At 67.1% G+C, this 22,507-nt stretch carries 26 protein-coding genes and 1 pseudogene; 12 read left to right on the forward strand and 15 right to left on the reverse strand.

The annotated features are described in order from the left end of the window. Positions 1-16: 16 nt before the first annotated feature. The gene (locus tag BN972_RS04410) at positions 17-493 is read left to right on the forward strand and encodes a winged helix-turn-helix transcriptional regulator (RefSeq protein WP_036353325.1); all 477 of its coding nucleotides are present in this window, start codon (positions 17-19) and stop codon (positions 491-493) included. Between the two features lie 89 nt (positions 494-582). Here the strand turns inward: BN972_RS04410 and rsgA are convergent, their stop codons facing one another. Then, on the reverse strand, positions 583-1,563 hold the full coding sequence (rsgA, locus tag BN972_RS04415) for a ribosome small subunit-dependent GTPase A (protein ID WP_036353328.1): 981 nt from the start codon (positions 1,561-1,563) through the stop codon (positions 583-585). Then, positions 1,560-2,843 (reverse strand): 3-phosphoshikimate 1-carboxyvinyltransferase, encoded by a 1,284-nt coding sequence (gene aroA, locus BN972_RS04420; protein ID WP_036353332.1) that lies wholly within the window; start codon positions 2,841-2,843, stop codon positions 1,560-1,562. The genes rsgA and aroA overlap by 4 nt, the downstream gene beginning before the upstream one ends. 43 nt (positions 2,844-2,886) lie before the next feature. Here aroA and BN972_RS04425 point away from each other — a divergent pair, with 43 nt between their 5' ends. Then, entirely contained in the window at positions 2,887-3,651 is a 765-nt protein-coding gene (locus tag BN972_RS04425) for an SOS response-associated peptidase (protein WP_036353336.1), read from the forward strand. Between the two features lie 4 nt (positions 3,652-3,655). Here the strand turns inward: BN972_RS04425 and BN972_RS04430 are convergent, their stop codons facing one another. Beyond that, positions 3,656-4,597 (reverse strand): SAM-dependent methyltransferase, encoded by a 942-nt coding sequence (locus BN972_RS04430; RefSeq protein ID WP_036353338.1) that lies wholly within the window; start codon positions 4,595-4,597, stop codon positions 3,656-3,658. 51 nt (positions 4,598-4,648) lie between these two features. On the opposite strand from BN972_RS04430, the gene BN972_RS04435 reads away from it, so the two are divergent. Together BN972_RS04435 and BN972_RS04440 are read left to right on the forward strand one after the other, a co-directional pair. Further along, positions 4,649-5,518 (forward strand): 3-hydroxyacyl-CoA dehydrogenase family protein, encoded by an 870-nt coding sequence (locus BN972_RS04435; RefSeq protein WP_036353340.1) that lies wholly within the window; start codon positions 4,649-4,651, stop codon positions 5,516-5,518. A gap of 31 nt (positions 5,519-5,549) precedes the next feature. Then, positions 5,550-7,046 (forward strand): long-chain-fatty-acid--CoA ligase, encoded by a 1,497-nt coding sequence (locus BN972_RS04440; protein ID WP_036353342.1) that lies wholly within the window; start codon positions 5,550-5,552, stop codon positions 7,044-7,046. Here the strand turns inward: BN972_RS04440 and BN972_RS04445 are convergent. Together BN972_RS04445 and BN972_RS04450 are read right to left on the reverse strand one after the other, a co-directional pair. Continuing rightward, positions 7,043-7,531 (reverse strand): YbaK/EbsC family protein, encoded by a 489-nt coding sequence (locus BN972_RS04445; protein WP_036353344.1) that lies wholly within the window; start codon positions 7,529-7,531, stop codon positions 7,043-7,045. The two genes, BN972_RS04440 and BN972_RS04445, sit on opposite strands and share 4 nt — an antisense overlap. 18 nt (positions 7,532-7,549) lie before the next feature. Beyond that, on the reverse strand, positions 7,550-8,398 hold the full coding sequence (locus BN972_RS04450) for an SDR family oxidoreductase (protein WP_036353346.1): 849 nt from the start codon (positions 8,396-8,398) through the stop codon (positions 7,550-7,552). Positions 8,399-8,645: 247 nt separating this feature from the next. Between BN972_RS04450 and BN972_RS04455 the strand changes: the two genes are divergently transcribed. Next, a complete protein-coding gene (locus BN972_RS04455; protein ID WP_167659564.1) occupies positions 8,646-9,293 on the forward strand; it encodes a sigma-70 family RNA polymerase sigma factor in 648 nt (215 codons plus the stop codon). After that, the gene (gene rsrA / locus BN972_RS04460; RefSeq protein WP_036353351.1) at positions 9,290-9,598 is read left to right on the forward strand and encodes a mycothiol system anti-sigma-R factor; all 309 of its coding nucleotides are present in this window, start codon (positions 9,290-9,292) and stop codon (positions 9,596-9,598) included. Before BN972_RS04455 ends, rsrA begins: the two co-directional genes overlap by 4 nt. A 6-nt stretch (positions 9,599-9,604) precedes the next feature. Here the strand turns inward: rsrA and BN972_RS31105 are convergent, their stop codons facing one another. Next, positions 9,605-9,679, reverse strand: a complete 75-nt coding sequence (locus tag BN972_RS31105) for a 50S ribosomal protein bL37 (RefSeq protein WP_089025046.1) — start codon at positions 9,677-9,679, stop codon at positions 9,605-9,607. A gap of 178 nt (positions 9,680-9,857) precedes the next feature. On the opposite strand from BN972_RS31105, the gene BN972_RS04465 reads away from it, so the two are divergent. Together BN972_RS04465 and BN972_RS04470 are read left to right on the forward strand one after the other, a co-directional pair. Beyond that, positions 9,858-10,073 (forward strand): biotin/lipoyl-binding carrier protein, encoded by a 216-nt coding sequence (locus BN972_RS04465; RefSeq protein WP_036356511.1) that lies wholly within the window; start codon positions 9,858-9,860, stop codon positions 10,071-10,073. A gap of 11 nt (positions 10,074-10,084) precedes the next feature. Further along, complete coding sequence (locus tag BN972_RS04470) at positions 10,085-11,587, forward strand: sensor histidine kinase (RefSeq protein ID WP_036353355.1); 1,503 nt, start codon at positions 10,085-10,087, stop codon at positions 11,585-11,587. Positions 11,588-11,648: 61 nt separating this feature from the next. On the opposite strand, the gene whiB1 is transcribed toward BN972_RS04470, so the two are convergent. Together whiB1 and BN972_RS04480 are read right to left on the reverse strand one after the other, a co-directional pair. Then, positions 11,649-11,903, reverse strand: a complete 255-nt coding sequence (gene whiB1, locus BN972_RS28055; RefSeq protein ID WP_036353357.1) for a transcriptional regulator WhiB1 — start codon at positions 11,901-11,903, stop codon at positions 11,649-11,651. 270 nt (positions 11,904-12,173) lie between these two features. Continuing rightward, on the reverse strand, positions 12,174-13,160 hold the full coding sequence (locus tag BN972_RS04480; protein WP_036353360.1) for a diacylglycerol/lipid kinase family protein: 987 nt from the start codon (positions 13,158-13,160) through the stop codon (positions 12,174-12,176). A 45-nt stretch (positions 13,161-13,205) separates the two neighbouring features. Here BN972_RS04480 and BN972_RS04485 point away from each other — a divergent pair, with 45 nt between their 5' ends. Further along, positions 13,206-13,637, forward strand: a complete 432-nt coding sequence (locus BN972_RS04485) for a hypothetical protein (protein ID WP_051545036.1) — start codon at positions 13,206-13,208, stop codon at positions 13,635-13,637. On the opposite strand, the gene BN972_RS04490 is transcribed toward BN972_RS04485, so the two are convergent. The 3 genes from BN972_RS04490 to BN972_RS04500 are packed head-to-tail and all read right to left on the reverse strand — an operon-like array spanning position 13,589 to position 15,758. Further along, the gene (locus BN972_RS04490) at positions 13,589-14,065 is read right to left on the reverse strand and encodes a GNAT family N-acetyltransferase (RefSeq protein ID WP_036353364.1); all 477 of its coding nucleotides are present in this window, start codon (positions 14,063-14,065) and stop codon (positions 13,589-13,591) included. The genes BN972_RS04485 and BN972_RS04490 overlap by 49 nt on opposite strands. Beyond that, entirely contained in the window at positions 14,062-15,162 is a 1,101-nt protein-coding gene (locus BN972_RS04495; RefSeq protein WP_036353367.1) for an isochorismate synthase, read from the reverse strand. Before BN972_RS04495 ends, BN972_RS04490 begins: the two co-directional genes overlap by 4 nt. Further along, the gene (locus tag BN972_RS04500; protein ID WP_036353369.1) at positions 15,159-15,758 is read right to left on the reverse strand and encodes an acid phosphatase; all 600 of its coding nucleotides are present in this window, start codon (positions 15,756-15,758) and stop codon (positions 15,159-15,161) included. Before BN972_RS04500 ends, BN972_RS04495 begins: the two co-directional genes overlap by 4 nt. Positions 15,759-15,845: 87 nt before the next feature. Between BN972_RS04500 and BN972_RS04505 the strand changes: the two genes are divergently transcribed. Continuing rightward, a complete protein-coding gene (locus tag BN972_RS04505; protein WP_080696787.1) occupies positions 15,846-16,646 on the forward strand; it encodes a ParA family protein in 801 nt (266 codons plus the stop codon). 93 nt (positions 16,647-16,739) lie between these two features. Here BN972_RS04505 and BN972_RS04510 read toward each other — a convergent pair whose 3' ends face one another. Then, the gene (locus BN972_RS04510; protein WP_036353374.1) at positions 16,740-17,954 is read right to left on the reverse strand and encodes an Rv3212 family protein; all 1,215 of its coding nucleotides are present in this window, start codon (positions 17,952-17,954) and stop codon (positions 16,740-16,742) included. Positions 17,955-17,971: 17 nt separating this feature from the next. Continuing rightward, entirely contained in the window at positions 17,972-19,495 is a 1,524-nt protein-coding gene (locus tag BN972_RS04515) for a DEAD/DEAH box helicase (protein ID WP_036353376.1), read from the reverse strand. A 262-nt stretch (positions 19,496-19,757) separates the two neighbouring features. Between BN972_RS04515 and BN972_RS04520 the strand changes: the two are divergent. Then, positions 19,758-20,478 (forward strand): annotated as a pseudogene (locus BN972_RS04520) (ferritin-like fold-containing protein). Position 20,479: 1 nt separating this feature from the next. Here BN972_RS04520 and BN972_RS04525 read toward each other — a convergent pair. Further along, the gene (locus BN972_RS04525; RefSeq protein ID WP_080696690.1) at positions 20,480-21,253 is read right to left on the reverse strand and encodes an MmpS family transport accessory protein; all 774 of its coding nucleotides are present in this window, start codon (positions 21,251-21,253) and stop codon (positions 20,480-20,482) included. 184 nt (positions 21,254-21,437) lie between these two features. Here BN972_RS04525 and BN972_RS04530 point away from each other — a divergent pair, with 184 nt between their 5' ends. Beyond that, positions 21,438-21,686, forward strand: a complete 249-nt coding sequence (locus tag BN972_RS04530) for a DUF3107 domain-containing protein (RefSeq protein WP_036353382.1) — start codon at positions 21,438-21,440, stop codon at positions 21,684-21,686. Here the strand turns inward: BN972_RS04530 and BN972_RS04535 are convergent. Further along, positions 21,683-22,369 carry a TetR/AcrR family transcriptional regulator gene (locus BN972_RS04535; protein WP_036353385.1) on the reverse strand — a complete coding sequence of 229 codons (687 nt, stop codon included), beginning with the start codon at positions 22,367-22,369 and terminating at the stop codon, positions 21,683-21,685. The genes BN972_RS04530 and BN972_RS04535 overlap by 4 nt on opposite strands. Positions 22,370-22,507: the final 138 nt, after the last annotated feature.

Below are 22,507 nucleotides of genomic sequence, written 5' to 3' on the forward strand. Positions count from 1 at the left end.
CTGAGGAGTGATTTGCGTGACAATGCTGCAGGGGGCCCTTGCCGATCGCGACTCCTGGTCGGCGATCGGCGAGTGTGCGATCGAGAAGACCATGACCGTGGTGGGCACCAAGTCGGCCATGCTGATCATGCGCGAGGCGTACTACGGCACCACCCGGTTCGACGACTTCGCCCGCCGGGTCGGCATCACGAAAGCCGCGACCGCGGCGCGATTGGCCGAACTCGTCGACCTCGGCCTGCTGAGCCGCCGGCCGTATCGGGAGCCCGGGCAGCGCAGCCGTGACGAGTATGTGCTGACAGCAGCCGGGGAGGAGTTCATGCCGGTGGTGTGGTCGATGTTCCAGTGGGGGCAGCGGCACCTGCCGGGCCGGCACCGGCTGCGGCTGACGCATGTGGGCTGCGGAGCCGATGCCGCTGTCGAGATACGGTGCACCGAAGGGCATTTGGTTGCCCCCGACGAACTCGGCGTGCGGCTGGCGAAGTCGCGAAGCTAGCTGCCCCGGCCCTGCTTGCCGAACGTGCGGAGAATGCCACGTTCCTCGGCGTGTCGGCGTACATCTACGCACGTTCGGCGGACGCCGGGTCAGGTCTCCCTCAGAACGGCGAGCAGTCGCCGCGCCGCGGTGACCCGGCGCACCGCGGTACCCGTCAGCGCGTCCAGCGCACACTCGGGGTCGGCCGGCGGGCCCATGTGCCCGCAACCGCGGGGACAGTCCTCAATCGCCTCGGCCAGGTCGGCGAACGCCAACAACACGTCGTCAGGCTGAATATGGGCCAGCCCGAACGAGCGGATGCCCGGCGTATCAATCACCCAGCCGCCGTTCTCCAGCGGCAAGGCGACTGACTGAGTCGACGTGTGCCGCCCCCGCCCAATATCGGTGACCAAGCCGACCGCCCGGTCGGCTTCTGGCACAAGACGATTCACCAACGTCGATTTGCCCACCCCGGAATGCCCGAGCAGCACCGTGATCTGCTCGTCAAGTAGATCGGCCACCGCGAGCAGCGGATCGTCGACGCCCGCGGCAACCACCGTCAGCTCCAAATCGACGAACTGCTCGGCGAACGGTTCTGGCGGTGCAAGGTCGGTCTTGGTTAGGCACAGAATCGGCCGCAGCCCACCGGCGTAGGCGGCAATCAGTGCCCGGTCCACCAGCCCGGTACGGGGCGGCGGGTCGGCCAGCGCTACCACCATCAACAGTTGGTCGGCGTTGGCGACCACCACCCGTTCGGTCGGGTCGGTGTCATCGGCGGTGCGCCGCAACACCGTTCGCCGCGGCCCGCGCCGCACAATGCGGGCCAGGGTATCGGCGCCGCCAGACAGATCGCCCACGATGTCGACGTCATCGCCGACCACGATCGGGGTGCGCCCGAGTTCGCGTGCACGCATCGCGGTGACACGTCGATCCGGGCGCCCGCCCAACACACATCCCCAACGGCCGCGATCGACGCTGACCACCATGGCGGACTCGGCATCGGCGTGCTGCGGACGGGTCTTCGTCCGGGGCCGCGTCCGTTTCCCGGCGCGGACCTTGACGTCGGACTCGTCGTAGTCGCCAGGCCTCAAGCGCTGGATCCAACCATCTCGCCCCACAGCTGGGGGAATGCCGGCAGCGTCTTCGTCGTCGCCGCGATGTCGTCGACCTCGACGCCAGGAACCCGCAACCCGACGATTGCGCCGGCCATCGCCATCCGGTGATCGGCATAGGCCCGCCAGAGTCCGGACCGCAGCGGGGTCGCGGTGATGACCAGACCGTCGGGCGTCTCCTGGCAGTCGCCGCCCAGGCGGTTGATCTCGGTGCTCAGTGCGGCGAGCCGGTCGGTTTCGTGGCCGCGCAGATGCGCGATGCCGGTCAGGTGTGACACCGATCCGGTCTTGGCCAGCGCCGCCAGGGCGGCGACCGACGGTGTCAGCTCGCCGACATCGCGCAGGTCGACGTCGAAACCGTCGTATCCTTCCGATCCGCGCACCTCCAGCGATGAATCAGATTGTGAAACAACGGCATTCATCTTCTGCAGGACATCCAGGATGTGTTCGGCCGGCTGGACGCTGGCGGCGGGCCAGCCGGTGATGCGCACCGAGCCGCCGGTGACGACGGCGGCCGCCAGAAACGCGACGGCATTGGTCAGGTCGGGTTCCACCTGCCAGGGCCGGGCGCGGACCGCGCCGGGGCGGACTCGCCAGGTATTGGCGAGCGAATCGTCGACGTCCACTCCGGCCTGTCGCAGCATCGCCACCGTCATCGCGATATGCGGCGCCGACGGCAACGACGTGCCCGTGTGCCGCACGGTCAGCCCTTCGGTGAACGACGCGCCAGCCAGCAGCAGGCCCGAGACGAACTGCGACGAGGCCGAGGCGTCGATGGCGACGGTGCCGCCCGCGACGGATCCGCTGCCCTGCACCCGGAACGGCAGTCCGGTCCCGTCGACCGCGACGCCCAGGCCGCGCAATGCGTCCAACAGCGGTGCGATGGGGCGGGCCCTGGCCTGTTCGTCGCCGTCGAACACCACGGCGACGGCACTGAGTGCGGCCAGCGGCGGAACGAATCGCAGCACCGTCCCGGCCAAGCCGCAGTCGACCCGGGCATCGCGACCCGGTGCGATGCCGCCACCGACCGTCAGGTCGGTGCCGGCTCCGTCGACGTCAAGGCCAAGGGTGCGCAGCGCGCCGATCATCAGATCGGTGTCGCGGCTGCGCAAGGCGCCGGTGATCGTGGAACTGCCCTGGCCCTGAGCCGCCGCCAGCGCCGCCAGCACCAGCGTCCGGTTGGTCTGCGATTTCGAGCCTGGCACGGTCACGGTCGCGTGCACCGGTGCCGTGGTGGACGGGGCCTGCCATGCGCTCACCGGTCCATCATTGCGTGTCAGCCCGGTCAGGCAACATGGAGACATGTGCGGGCGTTTCGCGGTGACTACCGACCCGGCCTTGCTAGCCGAGAAGATCAAGGCGATCGACGAGGCCACGGGCGCCTCTGAAACGGGCGCGGGGCCAAACTTCAACGTCGCTCCCACCACCACCATTGCGACCGTCGTGACCCGGCACAACGAGCCGGATGACGAGGCCACGCGGCGGGTGCGGCTGATGCGCTGGGGGCTGCTGCCACCCTGGGTCAAGGCGGGTCCGGACGGGGCGCCGGACACGAAAGGCCCGCTGCTGATCAACGCCCGCGCCGACAAGGTCGCCACCTCGCCCGCATTCCGCAATTCGGCCAAAAGCAAGCGCTGCTTGGTGCCGATGGACGGCTGGTACGAGTGGCGCGGCAGTCTGGAGGGGCCCAAGGGCAAGAAGGGCGGCAAGACACCGTTTTTCATGCACCGCGAGGACGGCGGGCTGGTGTGTATGGCCGGTCTGTGGTCGGTCTGGAAGCCGAATAAGGATGCCGATCCGTTGCTGAGCTGCACCATCATCACCACCGACGCGGTGGGCGAGCTGGCCGCGATCCACGACCGGATGCCGCTGATGCTTCCCGAGGCGGACTGGGACGCCTGGCTGAATCCGGACGCTCCGCTGGATCAAGAGTTGCTGTCCCGCCCACCCGACGTCAGCGGCATCGAGATGCGTCAGGTGTCGACGCTGGTCAACAATGTCCGCAACAACGGGCCCGAATTGCTCGAGCCCGCCGAGGCCGAGCCCGAGCAGATCACGCTGCTATAGCCGGCTAGAGCGGCAGTCGTCCCTCGACCATCACGCAGTGCGGCACCCCAGCGTCGTCCTCTTCCGACGCGCGGCGCCGATAGCGGGCCATCACGTCGTGCACCTCGAGCTCATCGGCCTGCCAGCCGTGCTGCCGCAGCCAATCGGCCAACTCGGTCCGCTCTTCGTCGAAGAAGAGGTTCGGTGTGTCCGGCAGGTCTCCGCCATTGCGGATCATCACGGCCCTGATCTCAACGAAGAAGCTGCCGAGCCGGGTCAGGTTCTCCGGCAGGAAGAACGCGGCATCGAGTGCGTCGACGGCGATCCGGCTGCCCGGTGCGCTCAGGGCGTGCAGTCGGTCGAGTAGTAACTCCTGCGCGCTGGCCGGCAGGTAGGCCAGCAGACCCTCCACCGACCATGCTGTCGACAGGGTGGGGTCAAATCCGGCCTCGCGCAGCGCCTTTGGCCAGTCGGTACGCAGGTCGATCGGGATGGAAACACGTCGTACCGCCGGCTCGACGCCGTAAATCCGCAGCGTTTCGTCCTTGAACTCCAACACCTTTGGCTGATCTATCTCGTAGACAACCGCATCGGGTCGCCACTGCAGCCGCCACGCGCGGGCATCCAGCCCGGCGGCCAGGATCACGGCCTGTCGGATGCCGGACGCGGTTGCCGCGGTGAAGAAGTCGTCAAACCATTTGGTTCGTGCCGCAACGAAGTCCTGTTGCGCCCGCACGCCGCGCACGATGTGGGGGTCGGTCTCTTGCAACCGCGCCATCAGTTCTTCGGTGAACTGCGAGTTCGGGATCTTGCGGGCGGCCACCGCATCAAGGAAGACCTGCGCATAGGGGTCGGCGAACAGCCGGTCCGGGCGTACGTTTTCCCGGGCTCGCCATTCTGCGGCTCCAACGGCGGTCGCGCCCACGCTCTCGCCCACGCCCCACGTGTCGTCAGCAGTTCTGGCCATAGCTGATTCTGGCCCGGTTCGCCTACGCGAACAACGCCTAGCATTCCAGGGGTGACCGGCAAGTACACCTACACCTTCGAAGACATCCAGGACCGACCCGCGGCGGTGATCGGTGCGGGAACGCTGGGCCCCAGGATCGCGCTGATGCTCGCCAGCCGCGGCGGAACCGTCCAGATCTACGCCCGCCGCGCCGAGCAACGCGCCGAAGCCGTCCAGTATGTCACCGAGAACCTGCCGAAGTTATTGCAGGACAGGGGGTTTGGCGAGCTAGGCACCGCGGTCGGAGCCGGTTCCTTAGACGAAGCGCTGGACGGTGCCTGGCTCGCCGTGGAGTCGGTGCCGGAACGGCTCGACATCAAGATCCCGCTGTGGGGCCAGATCGACCAGGCCGCACCGCCGGACACCATCTTTGCCACCAATTCGTCGTCGTTCCCGTCGCGGCTGATGGCTGAGAATGTCCGCGACAAAACCAGGCTGTGCAACATGCACTTCTATATGCCGCCGCAGTTCAACGCTCTGGACCTGATGTCGGACGGGCAGACCGACCGCGGCCTGCTGGACACGCTGCTGACGGTGCTGCCCGAGTTCGGGGTGCATCCGTTCGAAGCCCGTAAAGAGTGCACCGGCTTCATCTTCAACCGGGTCTGGGCTGCCATCAAGCGTGAATCGCTGGCCGTCGTCGCCGAAGGCGTGGCCCGCCCGCAAGATGTGGACGGCATGTTCAAGGTGAACTGGGGCGTACCGGCCGGGCCCTTTCAAATGATGGACATCGTGGGCCTGGACGTGGTGCTCGACATCGAAAACAACTACGCGCAGGAGTTTCCGCACCTGCCGAAGAGCGTGCGCGAGCTGCTCCAGTCCTACGTCGACGCAGGCAAGCTCGGGGTCAAGACGGGCGAGGGGTTTTATAACTACCGGTGAAGCCCGCCGCCACGGGGGTAGCCTCGCGCACATGACCGCTCTGAGCGCCAACCTCGTTGCCTCCAAAATGCGCGATCCCGACCACATCGCCCTGCGCTTGGACGATCTGCAGCTGACCTTCGCCGAACTGGACTCCGCGGCAGCGCGGGTGGCTACCTTGCTGGAGCGCGCCGGTATCGAGCCGGGCGACCGGGTCGGGATCATGCTGCCCAACATCCCGGCGTTCGCCGTCGTTTTCTACGGGATCCTGTACCGCGGCGCCGTCGCCGTCCCGATGAATCCGCTGCTCAAGGGACGTGAGGTGGCCTTCTACCTGTCCAACAGCGGCGCCAAGGCATTGTTCGCCACCCCCTTGTTCGCCGACGAAGCCACCGCCGGGGCCGACGAAGCAAAGGCCCAGTGCTGGCTGGTGGACGATGCGGGGCTCAGGGAGCTCATCGCCGAGTTGCCCGCCCACGGGCCGGCGGACCGCGCTGACGACGACGTCGCAGTCATCCTGCACACGTCCGGAACCACCGGAAAACCCAAGGGCGCCACGCTCACTCACGGCGGTTTGAGCCGCAACGCCGAGCTCACCGTCCGCACCCTGATCGAAATCGGGCCGGACGACGTGGTGATGGGGTGCCTTCCGCTCTTCCATGTCTTCGGGCTCACTTGCGGGCTCAACGGCGCGGTTCTGGCGGGCGCGACGCTGACACTGATACCGCGGTTCGACCCCCGCAAAGCGCTGGAGGTGATCAAGCGGGACGGTGTGACGGTGTTCCAGGGCGTGCCCACGATGTACGCGGCGCTGCTCAGCCTGGCCGACGAGGCCGGACCGGAGGCCACCGCTAGCCTGCGGGCCTGTGTCTCCGGCGGCGCCTCGATGCCGGTCCAGCTTCTGTCCGACTTCGAAAAGGCCTTTGACTGCATCATTTTGGAGGGCTACGGACTTTCCGAGACCTCGCCGGTTGCCTCGTTCAACCATCCCGACCGGCCCCGCAAACCCGGCTCGATCGGCACCCCGGTGGAAGGCGTCGAGATGCGGGTGGTCGACCTCAACGGCGCCGAGGTCGCTCAAGGCGAGCCCGGCGAGATCCAGATCCGCGGCCACAACGTCATGAAGGGTTACTGGAACCTGCCCGACGCCACCAAGGCCACCATCTCCGAAGACGGCTGGCTGTCCACCGGTGACATCGGTCGCGTCGACGAGGACGGCTACTTCTACATCGTCGATCGCACCAAGGACATGATCATTCGCGGCGGCTACAACGTGTATCCCCGCGAAATCGAGGAAGTGCTCTACGAACACCCGGCCGTGGCGGAAGCCGCCGTCGTCGCCGTCCCGCACGACGAGCTCGGCGAGGAGGTCGGCGCCGCGGTGGCGCTGAAAAAGAACTCCGACGTCGAGCCCGACGAACTCCGCGAGTTCGTCAAAAGCCGGGTGGCCGCCTACAAGTACCCGCGCCGGATCTGGCTCGTCGACGAACTGCCGAAGGGTCCGACCGGCAAGGTGCTGAAGCGGGAAATCGAGGCCCCACCAAGCTAAGCCAGGATGTCGGCGCTGGTTGCATCGGTGAGTCGGATCAGATCCCGGGGCGCCACGGCCACGTCCCAGCCTCGCCGGCCTGCGCTGCAGAAGATGCGCTCCCAGCGGAGCGCACTCGCGTCGACAACGGTGGGCAGCTGCCTGCGCTGCCCGAAGGGCGAGACGCCGCCGACCACATAACCGGTGGCGCGCTGCACTGCCGCAGGATCGGCCAGCACGGCCCTGGCCACGCCCAGCGCCGCCGCGGCCGCCTTCAACGACAACTTCGACGGCACCGGCACGACTGCCACCGCCAACCCGTCGGGCACCGCGATCACCAAGGTCTTGAAGATCTGCTCCGGGGCAATGTCACCGGCGTTGGTCAACGCGCTGACCGCCGCCGCCCCGAACGACTGCTCGCGCGGGTCGTGGCTGAACTTCACCACCTCATGCGGCACCCCGGCTGTGACCAGCGCCGCAATCGCGGGGGTAGCCGCTGCGGCCATGTCTATTAGGGAGCCGAACTAGGGCCCGGAGTATCCCGGCGGGTTCACTCCGTCCACCCAGAAGTCGACGCCGAGTTCGCCACCGGGTACGCAGTTGTACACCGACAGGTCGGTGACACCGGATTCCACCAGCACGTCCTCGCACAGCAGCGTGTTCCCGGTGTACTCGCGGGAGGGCTTGTTCAGGATGACGTAGGCCGCGTCCGAATACACCTCGGGCTTGCGGGCGCGTCCCATCGCCTCGTCGCCGCCGAGCAGGTTCTGCACCGCGGCCGTGGCCACCAGCGTGCGCGGCCACAACGTGTTCGATGCGATGCCCTCGTCCCGCATCTCCTCAGCGATTCCCAAGGCGCACAACGTCATTCCGAACTTGGCCATCATGTACGCCGTCGGCTTCAACCACTCCTTGTCCAGCAGCACCGGCGGCGACAACGTCAGGATGTGCGGGTTCTCCCGGCCCTTGAGGTGCGGGATGCAGGCTCGCGAGACCGCGTACGTCCCGCGCACCTGGATGCCGTTCATCAAATCGAAGCGTTTCATCGGCACGTCGGTGATCGATCCCAGATTGATGGCCGACGCGTTGTTGACGACGATGTCGATGCCGCCGAACTGCTCCACGGCCTTGGCCACCGCGGACTCGACCGACTCCGGGTCGCGCACATCGCCGACTATCGGCAAAGCCTGTCCGCCGGCTTCCTCAAGTTCTGCGGCCGCGGTGTACACGGTGCCCGGCAGCTTGGGGTGCGGCTCGGCGGTCTTGGCGATCAGGGCGATGTTGGCACCGTCTTGAGCGGCGCGTTTGGCGATCGCCAGGCCGATACCGCGGCTGGCGCCGGAAATGAACATGGTCTTACCTTTGAGGGACATGGCGTCACAGTAATACTCGCCCCGATCGCAAATTGCATGGGTGCGCCGCTGCCGCACCGCGCACGGGTTTGCCGCCAGCCCAGGAAATAGACCGTCGGAAATTCCCGTTACTCAGGGCGGCGACTGCACATGTCGGCCACGGGCCTTAGATTGGGAAGGAGGAATCCCGGTGTCAACTGCGACGAGCCTGTTGGGTGCGGAGTGGTTGGATCGCGACACCGCAATCGAAGGGACCGTGTTAATCAAGATGGCCGACATCGATGGCGTGGTGGGGTCCGAGGTTGTCCAGGCCAGGCCGCCCGAGACCGACGCGGAGCTGACGGCGCGCTTCGAGCGCGACGCGATTCCGCTGCTAGACCAGCTCTATGGCGGTGCCCTGCGGATGACGCGCAATCCCGCCGACGCGGAGGATCTGCTGCAGGAAACGATGGTCAAGGCCTACGCCGGCTTCCGTTCGTTCCGCGAAGGAACCAACCTCAAGGCGTGGCTGTACCGGATCCTGACCAACACCTACATCAACAGCTACCGCAAGAAGCAGCGGCAGCCCTCGGAATACCCGACCGAGGAGATCACCGACTGGCAGTTAGCCGCAAACGCCGAGCATTCCTCGACGGGGTTGAGGTCGGCCGAGGTCGAAGCGCTGGAAGCGCTTCCGGACACCGAAATCAAAGCCGCACTGCAGGCGTTGCCGGAAGAGTTCCGGATGGCCGTTTACTATGCCGATGTCGAAGGTTTTCCGTACAAGGAGATCGCCGAGATCATGGGCACCCCGATCGGTACCGTGATGTCCCGTCTCCACCGTGGGCGACGTCAGCTGCGTGATTTGCTGGCCGACGTCGCCAAAGACCGGGGATTCACCCGTGGTCAGCAGGCGCACGAGGAGGTGTCGTCATGAGTGAGATCACTGGCTCAACCGGCTCCTGCTCCAGCAATCACGAGTCGCACCTGGGCTGCGCCCAGGTCATCGCGCAGATCTGGACCCTGCTCGACGGCGAATGCCAGCCGGACGAGAAGGCGATTCTGCAGCGGCACCTCGACGCATGCCCGGGCTGCTTGCAGCACTACGGGCTCGAGGAGCGGATCAAGGAATTGATCGCGACGAAGTGCAGCGGCGAGAAGGCGCCCGAACGGTTACGGGAACGCCTGCGCCTCGAGATCCGCCGCACCACCATCGTGCAAACGGAAATCGAGACTCAGTAAGCCAGCTCAGGCGTTGGGACGCTTGCCGTGGTTCGCCTTGCTGTACTTGCGGTCACGCTTCTTGCGGCCACGCTTGGCCATGGTTGAACCTCGTTTCCGTCTGATTTAGCGCAATTGCGGAGCGGCCGGCGGGCCGCTCAATTGATTCCCATTGTCTCATGCGCAGGCCGACGCGCCCTCATCAGCCCGCGCGACATCGGTCTCACCGGCCTTATGGTTCGATATACGCAACAAACCGGCCGAAACGAGTGGGGTGATGATGTCCGAGGAGGTTCGCGCCGAAATCGTGGCCAGCGTGCTCGAAGTCGTGGTCAACGAAGGCGACCAAATCGGTCAGGGTGACGTCGTCGTGCTGCTGGAGTCCATGAAGATGGAAATTCCCGTGCTGGCCGAGGTCGCCGGAACCATCAGCAAGGTGAACGTGTCGGTCGGTGACGTCATCCAGGCCGGCGACCTCATCGCCGTCATCAGCTAGCCGCTCGCCCGTTGTCCACTCTCGGTAACCTGCTCGCCGAGCACACCGTCCTGCCCGGCAATGCCGTCGACCACCTGCACGCTGTGGTGGGGGAGTGGCAGCTGTTGGCCGATCTGTCGTTCGCCGACTACCTGATGTGGGTGCGCCGCGACGACGGCGTGCTGGTGTGTGTGGCGCAGTGCCGGCCAAATACGGCACCGACGGTGCTGCAGACCGACGCGGTGGGCAGCACCGTTGCCGAGGAGCAGCTGCCGCTGGTTGCCAAGACCTTCGCCACCGGCCAGGCGGTGCCGGAAAGCGAAGCGGGCGAACAGTATTCGTGGCCGTTGCCGGGACCGAACGTGTCGGCCTCGCCGGTGCGTTACCGCGATAAGGTGGTAGCGGTGCTCACCCAGCATCAGACCGAATTGGCCGCCGAGCGCATGTCCGGGCACCTGGAAACCGCCTACCGGGAGTGCGCCACCGATCTGCTGCAGATGATCGCCGAAGGCACCTTTCCCGACGTCGGCGACGTGGCGATGTCACGCTCGACGCCGCGCGCCGGCGACGGCTTCATCCGGCTGGACGTGGACGGCATCGTCGCCTATGCCAGCCCCAACGCGCTGTCGGCCTATCACCGGATGGGCCTGACCAGCGATTTGGAAGGCCACAACCTGATCAAGGTCACCCGGCCGCTGATCTCGGACCCGTTCGAGGCGCAGGAGGTGGCCGAGCACGTCCTCAACCTGCTGGCCGGCGGGTCGAGCATGCGGATGGAGGTCGACGCCGGCGGCGCCACCGTCCTGCTGCGCACCTTGCCGCTGGTGGTGCACGGTCAGAACGTCGGTGCGGCCATCCTGATCCGCGACGTCACCGAGGTGAAACGGCGGGACCGGGCACTGATCTCCAAGGACGCGACCATCCGCGAGATCCACCACCGGGTGAAGAACAACCTGCAGACCGTGGCGGCCTTGCTACGACTTCAGGCCCGCCGCACCGTCAACGCCGAGGGGCGCGAGGCGCTGATCGAGTCGGTGCGCCGGGTGTCCTCGATTGCGCTGGTGCACGACGCGCTGTCGATGTCGGTCGACGAACAGGTCAACCTCGACGAGGTCATCGACCGGATCCTGCCGATCATGAACGACGTGGCGTCGGTGGACCGGCCCATCCGGATCAACCGGGTCGGGGACCTGGGTGTGCTGGATTCCGACCGGGCGACCGCGCTGATCATGGTGATCACCGAATTGGTGCAGAACGCCATCGAGCATGCCTTCGACCCGACGGCTACGGGCGGGTCAGTGACCATCCACGCCGAACGCTCCGCGCGGTGGCTGGATGTGGTGGTGCACGACGACGGACGCGGCCTGCCCGAAGGGTTCAGCCTGGAGAAGTCGGACAGCCTGGGCCTGCAGATCGTGCGGACGCTGGTGTCCGCGGAATTGGACGGCACGCTGGGCATGCGGGAGGGCACCGACCGCGGCACCGACGTGGTGCTACGGGTGCCGATCGGCCGAATGGGCCGCCTGTTCGTTTAAGCGCGCAACGATACGGCCCCGACAGAAGCTGTCGGGGCCGTAAAGCTACTTAGCCGAGTTGTCAGACTCCGCTGCGGGCCTTCGTCCGGGCGTTACGACGCTTGAGTGCACGCCGCTCGTCTTCGCTCATCCCACCCCAGACGCCCGAGTCCTGGCCGGTATTCAGAGCCCATCCGAGACACTCAGTGGTCACTGGACACCGATTACAGACCAGTTTCGCGTCAGCGATCTGCGCGAGTGCCGGGCCGCTGTTCCCAACCGGGAAGAACAGCTCCGGATCCTCGTCACGGCAGACCGCCCTGTGGCGCCAATCCATTAGTTGCTACTCCTCACTATGTGCGCAGCACTGCGCACGGGCGATTTTCCCTTGCCGGTTTCCTTGCTGTTGAGCGTGCGCAAGAAAGGTTTTCCGTACCTCTGCATATCTCTGCATGCAACCTTTTGATCGTTTCACAGGCTCAACAGATGTCAATAGTGTTACGTGGGCCCGTGGGGTATCTCACTTCAACGAACTCTTACCCAAGCCCTTACTCCGTTGTACTACACTACCTGGGAAATTTCGCCCCACAATTTCGTCGCGGGCTTGTTACATCTTAGATTTCCGCAGGTCACAGCCTATTTCGGGTGGTGGCGCTACAACGGCCAACGCATCCGGGACCGCCCGGAACGTCATAGATTCGCGCACCCCGAGGTATTCCCCGTCGAACTGGCAGGCAGCGGGCGACGTCATGCTGCTAACCCGTACGTAATCCACGTCGTCGTCGCGGATGAGCTGCGGAGCCTCCAGCTTCGGACGCTTGGCGAGCAGTTGACGGAGCAACCTCAGTGTCGGGATCACCCTCATCTCGGTCAGCGCGAACAGCCCGAGGCCGGACTCGAAGCTGCAGCCGGGGTTGGTCACCATCGGCCGGTTGTTGCTATAGGTCCACGGATTGGTGTTGGACACCCAGGCGAAGTGCACGCCCGAGACGGGCTGCTGGCCAGGCAGTTCGAGGATCAGGTTCGGTTCCCGGCGGCGAAACCGCAGCGTAACGGGCACCGCCACCCGCCAATACCGCAGCGGCGTCACCTTGACGCCACGGCTGCGCTCGGCCTGCACCGCCTCCACGACCTCGGCGTCGACGCCCATGCCGGCGTTGACCAGGGCCCAGATCTCACCGCAGTCGATGAGCCCGATGCGGCGCCATCGCCCGGTGCGTCCGTACTCGTCCAGCAGCGCCACGAGCTGCTCCAAGGCCGGGGCCGGATCCTTCGGTATCCCCAGCGCCCTGGCCAGCACGTTCGCCGAACCGCCCGGCACGATCCCCACCGCGGGAATCGGCCCGGCCGTCTGCGTGCCGGGTCGGCCCAGCATGCCGTTGACCAGACCGCTGACCGTTCCGTCGCCGCCGTGCACGACGACCAGGTCGTACCCGTCGGCGACCGCGGACCGCCCGAGTTCCTCGGCGTGACCGATGCGTTTGGTCTCTTCGATGGTGAGCTGCAGGCGGCGGCTGAGGGTTTGGGTCACGAGGTCGCGAGCGGCCGGTGTGATGGTGCTGGCGGTTGGGTTCACGATCAACATGGCGCGCATGGCAGTCGAGCTTATGCGTTAGGGATAACGATTTACGCTGGCACTGTGACCGATCGCCCTCCCGCCACCGTGCGCCGAGCCGGATTCATCGTTGCCGCCGAAGGGGTGGCGGCGCTGGTCGTGGCCGCGGTCCTCGTCATTCGCGGCATCGCCGGAGCCGACCAGCACGTCGTCAACGGGTTGGGTACCGCGGTGTGGTTCGTGCTGGTCGGCGGCGCGGTACTGGCCGGTGGCTGGGCCCTGACGAGTGGCAAGCGTTGGGGCCGCGGACTGGCGGTGTTCACGCAGTTGTTGCTCTTGCCGGTGGCCTGGTACGTGGGGATCGGGTCGCATCGCCTCATGTTCGGGGTCCCACTGGCCTTGCTGGCCGTGGCGACGCTTGGGCTGCTGTTCAGCGCGCCGGCGGTGCGCTGGGCCGCCGGTGGTGATCAGCGGGGCGAGGCGAGCGCGGCCAGTTCTGACCCGGACACCCGGTAGGTGGTCCACTCGGTCTGAGGTTGCCCCCCAACGCCGTCGTAGAGCGCGATCGCGTCGACGTTCCAGTTCAGCACCGCCCACGACAGCCGGGTGTAGCCGTTGCGAATGCACTCGCCGGCCAGCGTCGCCAGCAACGCGCGGGCCAGGCCGCGGCGGCGAAAGCTTGGCCGCACGTACAGATCCTCGAGATAGATCCCCGGCACCCCGTCCCAGGTGGAGAAGTTCAGGAACCACAGCGCCATCGCGGCGATCTCGCCTTCGATTTCGGCGACGTGTCCTCGCACCGTCGGAGAATCACCGAAAAGCGCTGCGGACAATTGATTTTCGGTCACACTGCATTCGTCGGCGGCGTGCTCGAATTCGGCGAGTTCATGAATCATGGCGGCGATGTCGGAAACATCGGCTGCGGTGGCGTGACGAATGGTCATTGCTCGACCCCCAGTGCGGTCAATATGGTCGCGAATTTCGTTGTTGTTTCCTCAAGTTCGTCGTCAGGGTCGGATTCGGCGACGATCCCGCCGCCGGCGCGCGCCAATGCGGTCCGTCGGTCGGCCGACAATTCGGCGCACCGAATGGCGACCACCCACTCGCCGTCGCCGCGGGCGTCACACCAACCGACGGCGCCGGCGTAGAACCCACGGTCGCCTTCCAGTTCGGCGATCAGCTCGGTGGCTGCGCCGGTCGGTACGCCGCCGACTGCCGGTGTGGGATGCAGAGCCAGCGCGAGATCGATTGCCGTGGTTGCGGTATCGCGCAGCCGGCCGACGATCGGGGTGCACAGGTGCCACACCGCGGCGGTGCGGGTCAACTGCGGTTCGGTGGCAATCTTCAATTCGTCGCAGAGGGGCTCCAGGGCCGCCCGCATGGTGTCGATGACCAGTTGGTGCTCGTGCCGATTCTTGTCCGAACCCGACAACGCGGCCCCGTTGGCGGCATCGGTGTCGGGGTCGGCGGAGCGCGGCGCCGAACCGGCGAACGGGCGGCAAACGACTCGGTCACCCGAACGTGCGACCAGAAGTTCGGGGCTGGCGCCCACCAGTGCGGCGCCGGCGTGGTCCGCGCCGGCGGGGGCGAGGTCGACGAGATAGCCGTATGCGGTCGGGTCGGCGGTCACCAACCTGCGCAGGATGGTGCGGCCGTCCAGCGCAGCGTCGGCGGTCAGCTGCAAGGCGCGGGCCAGCACCACCTTGGACAGCGGATTGTCCGTAGCGCCGAGCTGAACCCGGGCCCGGCCGACCCGCTGCCGATGTTCGTCGGGCGGGGGTAGGGCGGCCTCGATGCGCACTGTCGGCAGCGGCCGGGACGGCCAATCGGGTAGGGCGTCGGCGCGGCGCAGGGCCTCGGGCACCTGCAACGCAGCCGGCCTGCTGACGTCAAACGGCAACGCGCCCAATATCACTGGAGCTTCGTTAGCGCGTAGCGCGGCCTGTGCCGCGGCGACGTCGGAGAAGCCGGCGCGGACCCCTTCGGCGAGCAGCGTGCCGCTCGGCCCGCTCAGCGCGAACGACGGCTCATCGGACGTCACAGGTACCCGTGACCGGTCAGCCCAAGCGTGGCGAGCTGGCGAACCCCGTGTTCGTATCCGCAGACCGCGACCGAGGCGGTGACCATGCCGAAGCGGCTGCCCTCTTCAAGAGGTAGCTCCACCCAGCGGGTGATCACCGCGCGCGAGAAGTGCCCGTGGCTGACGAACAGCACGTCTCGTTTCTCGATGTGCTCGAGCGCCACCGCGATGGCCTGGTCGGCGCGATCGCTGACCTGCTGCACGGTCTCGCCGTCGGGGCAGCCGTGGGTCCACACCAGCCAACCGGGTTCGGTTTCCTGGATCTGGGGCGTGGTGAGGCCTTCGTATGAGCCGTAGTCCCATTCGGCGAGCAGGGGAGACACCTCGTCGACGCGCAACCCGGCCAGTTCCGCGGTGACCAGGCACCGGGTGCGCGGGCTGCTGATCACCAGCGGGTCTTCGAGTTTGAGTGCCTGCATCACCCCCGCTGCGAGCACCGCCTGGTCGCGGCCGGCGTCGGTCAACGCGATGTCCGTGCGGCCGGTGTGCTGGCCCGACTTCGACCATTCGGTCTCGCCGTGGCGCAGCAGAAGCAGTCGATGGTGAGGCACGCCCATGCCGACCGATTCTGCCTGAGACACGCCGGGGCGGTGCCGGGCCCGCCACCGGAACCCGAGCAGGGGGTACATGCCAGGATGGGCACTGTGACTGACATGCGCGTACTGGCTGTGGCAAACCAGAAGGGCGGTGTGGCCAAGACGACGACGGTCGCTTCGCTCGGTGCGGCGATGGTGGACAAGGGCAAACGGGTGCTGCTCGTCGATCTGGATCCGCAGGGCTGTCTGACGTTTTCGCTGGGCCAGGATCCGGACAAGCTGGCGGTGTCCGTGCATGAGGTGTTGCTCGGTGAGGTGGAACCTGACGCCGCGTTGGTGCCGACCACCGAGGGAATGACTTTGCTGCCGGCCAACATCGACTTGGCGGGCGCCGAGGCGATGCTGCTGATGCGGGCCGGGCGCGAGTACGCGCTCAAGCGGGCGCTGGCCAAACTCGCCGACGATTTCGACGTGGTGATCATCGACTGCCCGCCGTCGCTGGGTGTGCTCACCCTCAACGGGCTGACCGCGGCCGACGAGGTCATCGTCCCGCTGCAGTGCGAGACGCTGGCACATCGCGGAGTGGGCCAGTTCCTGCGCACCGTCTCCGACGTCCAGCAGATCACCAACCCCAGCCTGCGCCTGCTGGGCGCGCTGCCGACCTTGTATGACTCGCGGACCACTCACACCCGGGACGTCCTGGTCGACGTCGCGGACCGATATTCGTTGCCGGTGTTGGCGCCGCCCATTCCGCGGACCGTGCGGTTCGCCGAGGCCAGCGCATCGGGCTCGTCGGTGCTGTCCGGGCGCAAGAACAAGGGTGCGCTGGCCTACCAGGAGTTGGCGCAGGCGCTGCTCAAGCACTGGAAGACCGGCAAAGCGCTGCCGACGTTCACCGTCGAGTACTAGTCCCTCGGCTCCCCTTGGCGAGCAGACGCAAAAGAACCCGCCACGCCGTGTTTTCGGGGGCTTTCGCGTCTGCTCGCGCAACCCCGGCACAACCTAGCCCAGGGCCACCACGGTGTCGCCACGCTGCTCGATCACTTGCGAACCCGTCACCACCGGCACCACCGGCGAGCTGCTGGACTGCCGCTGCACCGGGATGAACCGGCTGGGCTCGCCGCTGACCGGGTCGTACACACCGATCGCATTGGTCACCGGTACCAGCAGCTGACCGGCCATCATCACACCGGGACCCAGCGGCGCTGCGGTCTCCCCGGCAGCAATGGTGTAGCGCTGAGTCAGCGTGCTTGAGTCGAACACCAGCAGCGAGGCGCCGGTCCACCAAGTGACCAGGCTTCCGCTCTGCGACACCACTCCGGACTCGGGTGGTGGACCGGGCAGTGGCGTGCTGGACACCGTCGTACCGGTCTCGTCGACCACATCGACGCGCGGTTGCGGGGTGGGCAAATACACCGCGGTCCTGTTCTGCGACACCACCAGCACGCGGGCCCCGGTGCCGGGGCGCACCCCGCCCTCCTGCACCGCCTGTTGCTGAGGTTCGTCGTCCTCCTTGCCCGGACGCAGCAGGATCAGCCGCAGGTCGGCTTGGTTCGCGCACGCCTCGAGCACCGCCACCGCCGACGAACTGGCCGCGGCCGATTCCAGCTTGCAGCCCGAGTGCAGGCCACGGTTGACCGGTTTGACCCGGGCATCGGTCTCGCCGTAGGCCATCATCCGGACCATGTCCGAACGCCACATCTCCAGCCGGGTGGCGCCGGCCGACAATACGGTCGTGCCGTCGGTGGACAGGCGCACCTGCGGGTCGGCGTAGCTGCTGCGTGCGGGCCCGCGCCGTCCGGTGGACCCGTCGATGGTGCTGACCTGACCGCAGCCACGGGCGTCCCGATAGACGGCGACGGTGTAGCGGTAAACCCACGTCACACCACACAGGTCGGTGTCCCGCGAGTAACTCCACAGCACTTGGCCGGTGCCCGGGTCGCGTCCCTGCACCTCGCGGCCCACGGCCGTTGTGACCGTTCCGCCCACCGCGACCGGAACCCGGGTGGCCGGGCTCGGGGCGGTCCAGAGCTGATGCAGCTCGGCCGGAACCGCACGCGCCTGGGTCGGGGCAGGCGCGGGGGATGCCGCGGGCCGGCTGATGGTGGCCCGGGCGTCGCTGGTCCACCAGATCAGAGCCGCGATGACCGCGACAACGACCGCGATCGTCGCGGCGGCCAGGATGTCGGCCTTGGTGCGGCGTTCGGGTCGGACCATTCGATGAGTATGGCCGCTCAGTTGGCCGGCGCGGCGGCCTCGGCCGGCTTGCGACGACGCCGACGACGCCGAGTGCCGTTGCCGGCCGCGGGACCCGAACCGGAGGTAGCGGTCGCCGCCGCTTCGGGGGCGCCGTCACCGGCCACGGCCGCGCCGGCGGGATGCCCGGTAACGGGCTTGCCGCCGCGGGTGCGCTTGCGTGGCTTGCTGCGTCGCGCGGGGCGCTCGGTGGCGCCGCTGCTGCTGTTGCTGCTGGCTTCGCGCCGCTTGACCGGAGCCTTTCGCGGCGCGCCGACGTTGCCGGTGGCCTCGGCCGGGATGGACAGCTCCTCGTACAGGTGCGGCGAGCTGGAGTAGGTTTCGGACGGGTCGGGGGAGCCCAAGCCCAGCGCCTTGTCGATCATCGCCCAGCGTTCCAGCTCGTCCCAGTCCACCAGCGTGACCGCGATGCCGGTGCGCCCGGCGCGGCCGGTGCGCCCGATGCGGTGGACGTACATCTTCTCGTCCTCGGGGCACTGGTAGTTGATGACGTGGGTGATGTCGTCGATGTCGATGCCGCGGGCGGCGACGTCGGTGGCGACCAGCACGTTCACCTCGCCGGCGCGGAAAGCCTTGAGCGCCTTCTCGCGGGCGATCTGGCCAAGATCACCATGGACGGCGCCGACGGCGAAGCCGCGCTCGTTCAGGTCATCGGCCACCTTTTGGGCGGTGCGCTTGGTGCGGGTGAAGATCATTGTCGCGCCACGGCCCTCGGCCTGCAGGATTCGGCTGACCAACTCCACCTTGTCCAGCGCGTGGGCGCGGTAGACGAATTGCTTGGTGGTGTCGTGCACGGCCAGCGAATGCGGCGCCTCGGCCCGGATGTGCGTGGGCTGGACCATGAAGGTACGGGCCAGCGTGATGATCGGGTCCGGCATGGTCGCCGAGAACAGCATCGACTGGCGGTCGGCCGGAATCTGCCGCAAGATGCGCTCGATATCGGGGAGGAAGCCCAAGTCGAGCATTTCGTCGGCTTCGTCGAGTACCAGCACCGATAACCCGCCCAGCTGAAGGTGCCCCTGCTGGCACAGGTCGAGCAGCCGGCCCGGGGTGCCCACGACGACGTCGACGCCCTTGTGTAGCGCGTCGATCTGCGGCTCGTAGGCGCGGCCGCCGTAGATGGAGATCACCGACAGCGGACGTTGACCGCCGTCCTCCTGGTCGGCGGTCAGGTACTTGCCCGCGGCGGCCAGGTCACCGGTGACCTGCAGGCACAGCTCGCGGGTGGGCACCACGATCAGGGCCCGCGGGGCCCCGGTCAGCGGCCGCGTCGCGGTCTCGGAGGTGATGCGCTGCAGCAGCGGCACCCCGAACCCAAAGGTCTTGCCCATGCCGGTGCGGGCCTGGCCGATCACATCCTCGCCGGCGAGCGCGAGGGGCAGCGTGAGTTCTTGGATGGCAAACGGTGTCTCGATACCCTTCTCGGCCAGCGCGCGAACAATCTCGTCGCGGACGCCAAGGCTGGCAAAGGTTAATCCAGTGGTGCTTTTGAGTGCGGTCATACGCGGGGGGTGGGCCTTTCAATGGTGACGTAGTCGAAAATTGCGTCGGTGCTTCTGTGTCGCGGTTCTCGCGCGCACGGTGTCCGACTCCGATTACGTCGCCGAGGCCTGCTGCCGCTTCCCTAGGGCGGGGGGCGGGCCGTAGCGTGCACGCACATTTCTTCGGCGGTGGCAGCACAGATTCAGCCACTACCGTTGTCCATCATAGCTGGTCGATCGGCGGGCACCGGTTGGTTCCTCGCCTGCCTACTACAGTGTTGCCATGACTTCGCCCTCGTCCGGGCCCTCATCCGCCGATGCAGCAGCCGACCAGGACGGGGATTCGTCCAGGCCACGGCTACCGGCGGATCACCCCGGCATCAACGAATTCTTCGCTTTGCTCGCTTACGGCGAGGTAGCGGCCTTCTACCGGTTGACCGACGAAGCGCGGATGGCACCGGACCTGCGAGGCCGGATCTCGATGGCCAGCATCGCCGCCGCCGAGATGGGCCACTACGAGCTGCTGCGCGACGCGCTGGAAAGCCGCGGCGTGGACGTCGTTTCGGCGATGTCGAAGTACGTGTCGGCGCTGGAGAATTACCACCGGCTGACCATGCCCAGCACCTGGCTGGAAGCCCTGGTGAAGACCTACGTCGCCGACGCGCTGGCCGCCGACCTGTACCTCGAGATTGCCGGCGGGCTGCCCGACGAGGTGGCAGACGTGGTGCGGGAGGCGTTGTCGGAGACCGGGCACTCGCAGTTCGTCGTGGCCGAGGTGCGTGCCGCCGTGACAGCGAGCGGCAAGCAGCGCAGCAGGTTGGCCTTGTGGGCTCGTCGGCTGCTCCGGGGAGGCTATCACCCAGGCTCAGTTCCTGCTCGCAGACCATGACGAGCTGGTCGATCTGGTGGTAGCCGGCACCGGCGGGCTCGGTCAGATCAGTACGTTCTTCGATCGTCTGCAGGAGACACACAACCAGCGCATGCGCGAACTGGGTCTGGGCTGAGTTAGCGGGTGCAGGTCGCCAGCGACGTGTTGTTGGTCGACGCTTTGACCAGCTGACCCTGTCCGTTGACGATCGAGCAGTTCAGCTGGCTGAGCAGGCTCGTGGCGATCACCGATTCGGTCTGCACGCCCGGGTTGAGCACCACCACTTTGGTCCAGGGCAGCGCGACGTTGAACTCGGTCACCGGGAAGCCTCGCGCATCGGTGTAGGCGATGTTGACCAGGTCGAAGAGCTGCTTTGTCCCGGTGACGCTGTAGACCACGGTTCGGGGGCTCAGGGCGGCGCCCGGGGGCGCGGCCGTCGGCGCCGGTGCCGCAGTGGGCAGGCGAGTCGGCGCGTTGCCGGGTGCCAGCGTGGTGACGGTTTCCGGCGGCAGCGGCCGTGTGACGCCCGGGGTGGTGCTAGGCGCCGTGGCCGATGGCGGTGACATGTTGGGCTGGCTGGTCCTGGGCGTGGCCGACGGTGTGGTCGACATGGTCGGCGTCATCGCCGGGCGCGGCGGTAGCACGGTCGCCTTGGTGGTGGCGCTGTCGCCGCTGTTGATGATCACCGCGGTCGCGATGGCGCCGATCGCGATGAGCGCGCCGACGAACAGCGCGACCGGCCGCCAGCGGCGATCCGATGGCCAGGCCCATTCGTCGGTGTCGTCCCAGCCGTCGTAGCCGTCGTCGGTGTCGTCCCAGCCGTCGGAGCCGTCGTCCGCGTATGCGTCATCGGCCGGGTAGTCCTCGACGTCCCGGACGTTGTCGTAGAGGGTGTTACGTGTGGTACTGATGGTGCCGATGGTAATGACGCAGATGGGGCGTTTCCGGCCTCGCGCAAGCCGTACACCGAATCGTGATGGGTTCGTTCGCTAACCGCGAAGTGGCGTCCTGGGGGCAGGGCGCAGTAGGGCGGGTCAGCTTCCACTAGCCTGCTGCTACAGACGCCTGCGACGGAATACCAACGGAAGGGGCCCCGTGGAGGTCAAGATCGGTATCACCCAGAGTGCTCGCGAGCTGGTGTTTTCCAGTTCGCAGACACCGAGTGAAGTGGAAGAACTCGTCGCCGCCGCGCTTCGCGAGGACGCAGGTCTGTTGAGTCTGACCGACGAGCGCGGCCGCCGTTACCTGGTCAGCGCCGCAAAGATCGCCTACGTCGAGATCGGCGCCGCCGACGCGCGCCGGGTCGGCTTCGGGATCGGCGCGGAAACCGCGGCCCGGGCCTAGGAGCGGGCGAGCGGCACGTGCGACAGGCCGCCCCAGGCGAACTGCACGGTGCCTTCGACGGCGTCTGACTTCGAGATCGGGCGATCGGAGTCCAGCCAGTACCTGGCGCTGTCGACGCTCATGCCGACCAATCCCACCGCGATCATCCGCGCCCGGTGTGGATCCAGGCCCGAATCCTCGGCGATCAGCGCGAATACCGCGTCGATACAGGATTCGGTGGCCACCCGCACCTGCGCGGCGACCTCGGGTTCGGTGACGTAATCGTTCTCGAAGATCAGCCGGTAGCCCTGGCTGTCGTGCTCGATGAAGTCGAAGAACGCCTGGACCGCCGAGTGCAACCGCTGCCGGTTGTCGGTGGTGCGGCCCAGGGCCTGCTGCACGCCGCTCACCAAGTTTTCGACGTGCCGGTTCAGCACCGCCAGGTACAACTCCAGCTTGCTGGAAAAGTGCTGGTAGAGAACGGGTTTGCTGACGCCGGCCCGGTCGGCGATCTCGTCCATTCCGGCAGCGTGGTAGCCACTTTCGACGAAGACGTCACTGGCCACCACGAGCAGCTGGCCGCGACGTTCGTCACGGGGCAGTCGGTTGCCGCGTCGGTTCGAGGGCGGCGCTCCTTCGATCGGGCGCACACCGGCGGGCGACCGGACGGCACGTCGCTGCGCCGCCTTGGCAAGATCGCTCATCGGTCCTCAATCTGATCGCTCCGGTTTGCGCGGCCATTTTGTCATCCCCGCGGCCGCGCTTTCGATCGCCATGACATTACTACCTGGGGCTGGCAAAGGGCTGTTATCCGGTCCGAACTGCTGCTATCGCGTTTTCCG

It is taken from the genome of Mycobacterium asiaticum DSM 44297 (genome assembly GCF_000613245.1).
GTDB classification, from domain to species: domain Bacteria; phylum Actinomycetota; class Actinomycetes; order Mycobacteriales; family Mycobacteriaceae; genus Mycobacterium; species Mycobacterium asiaticum.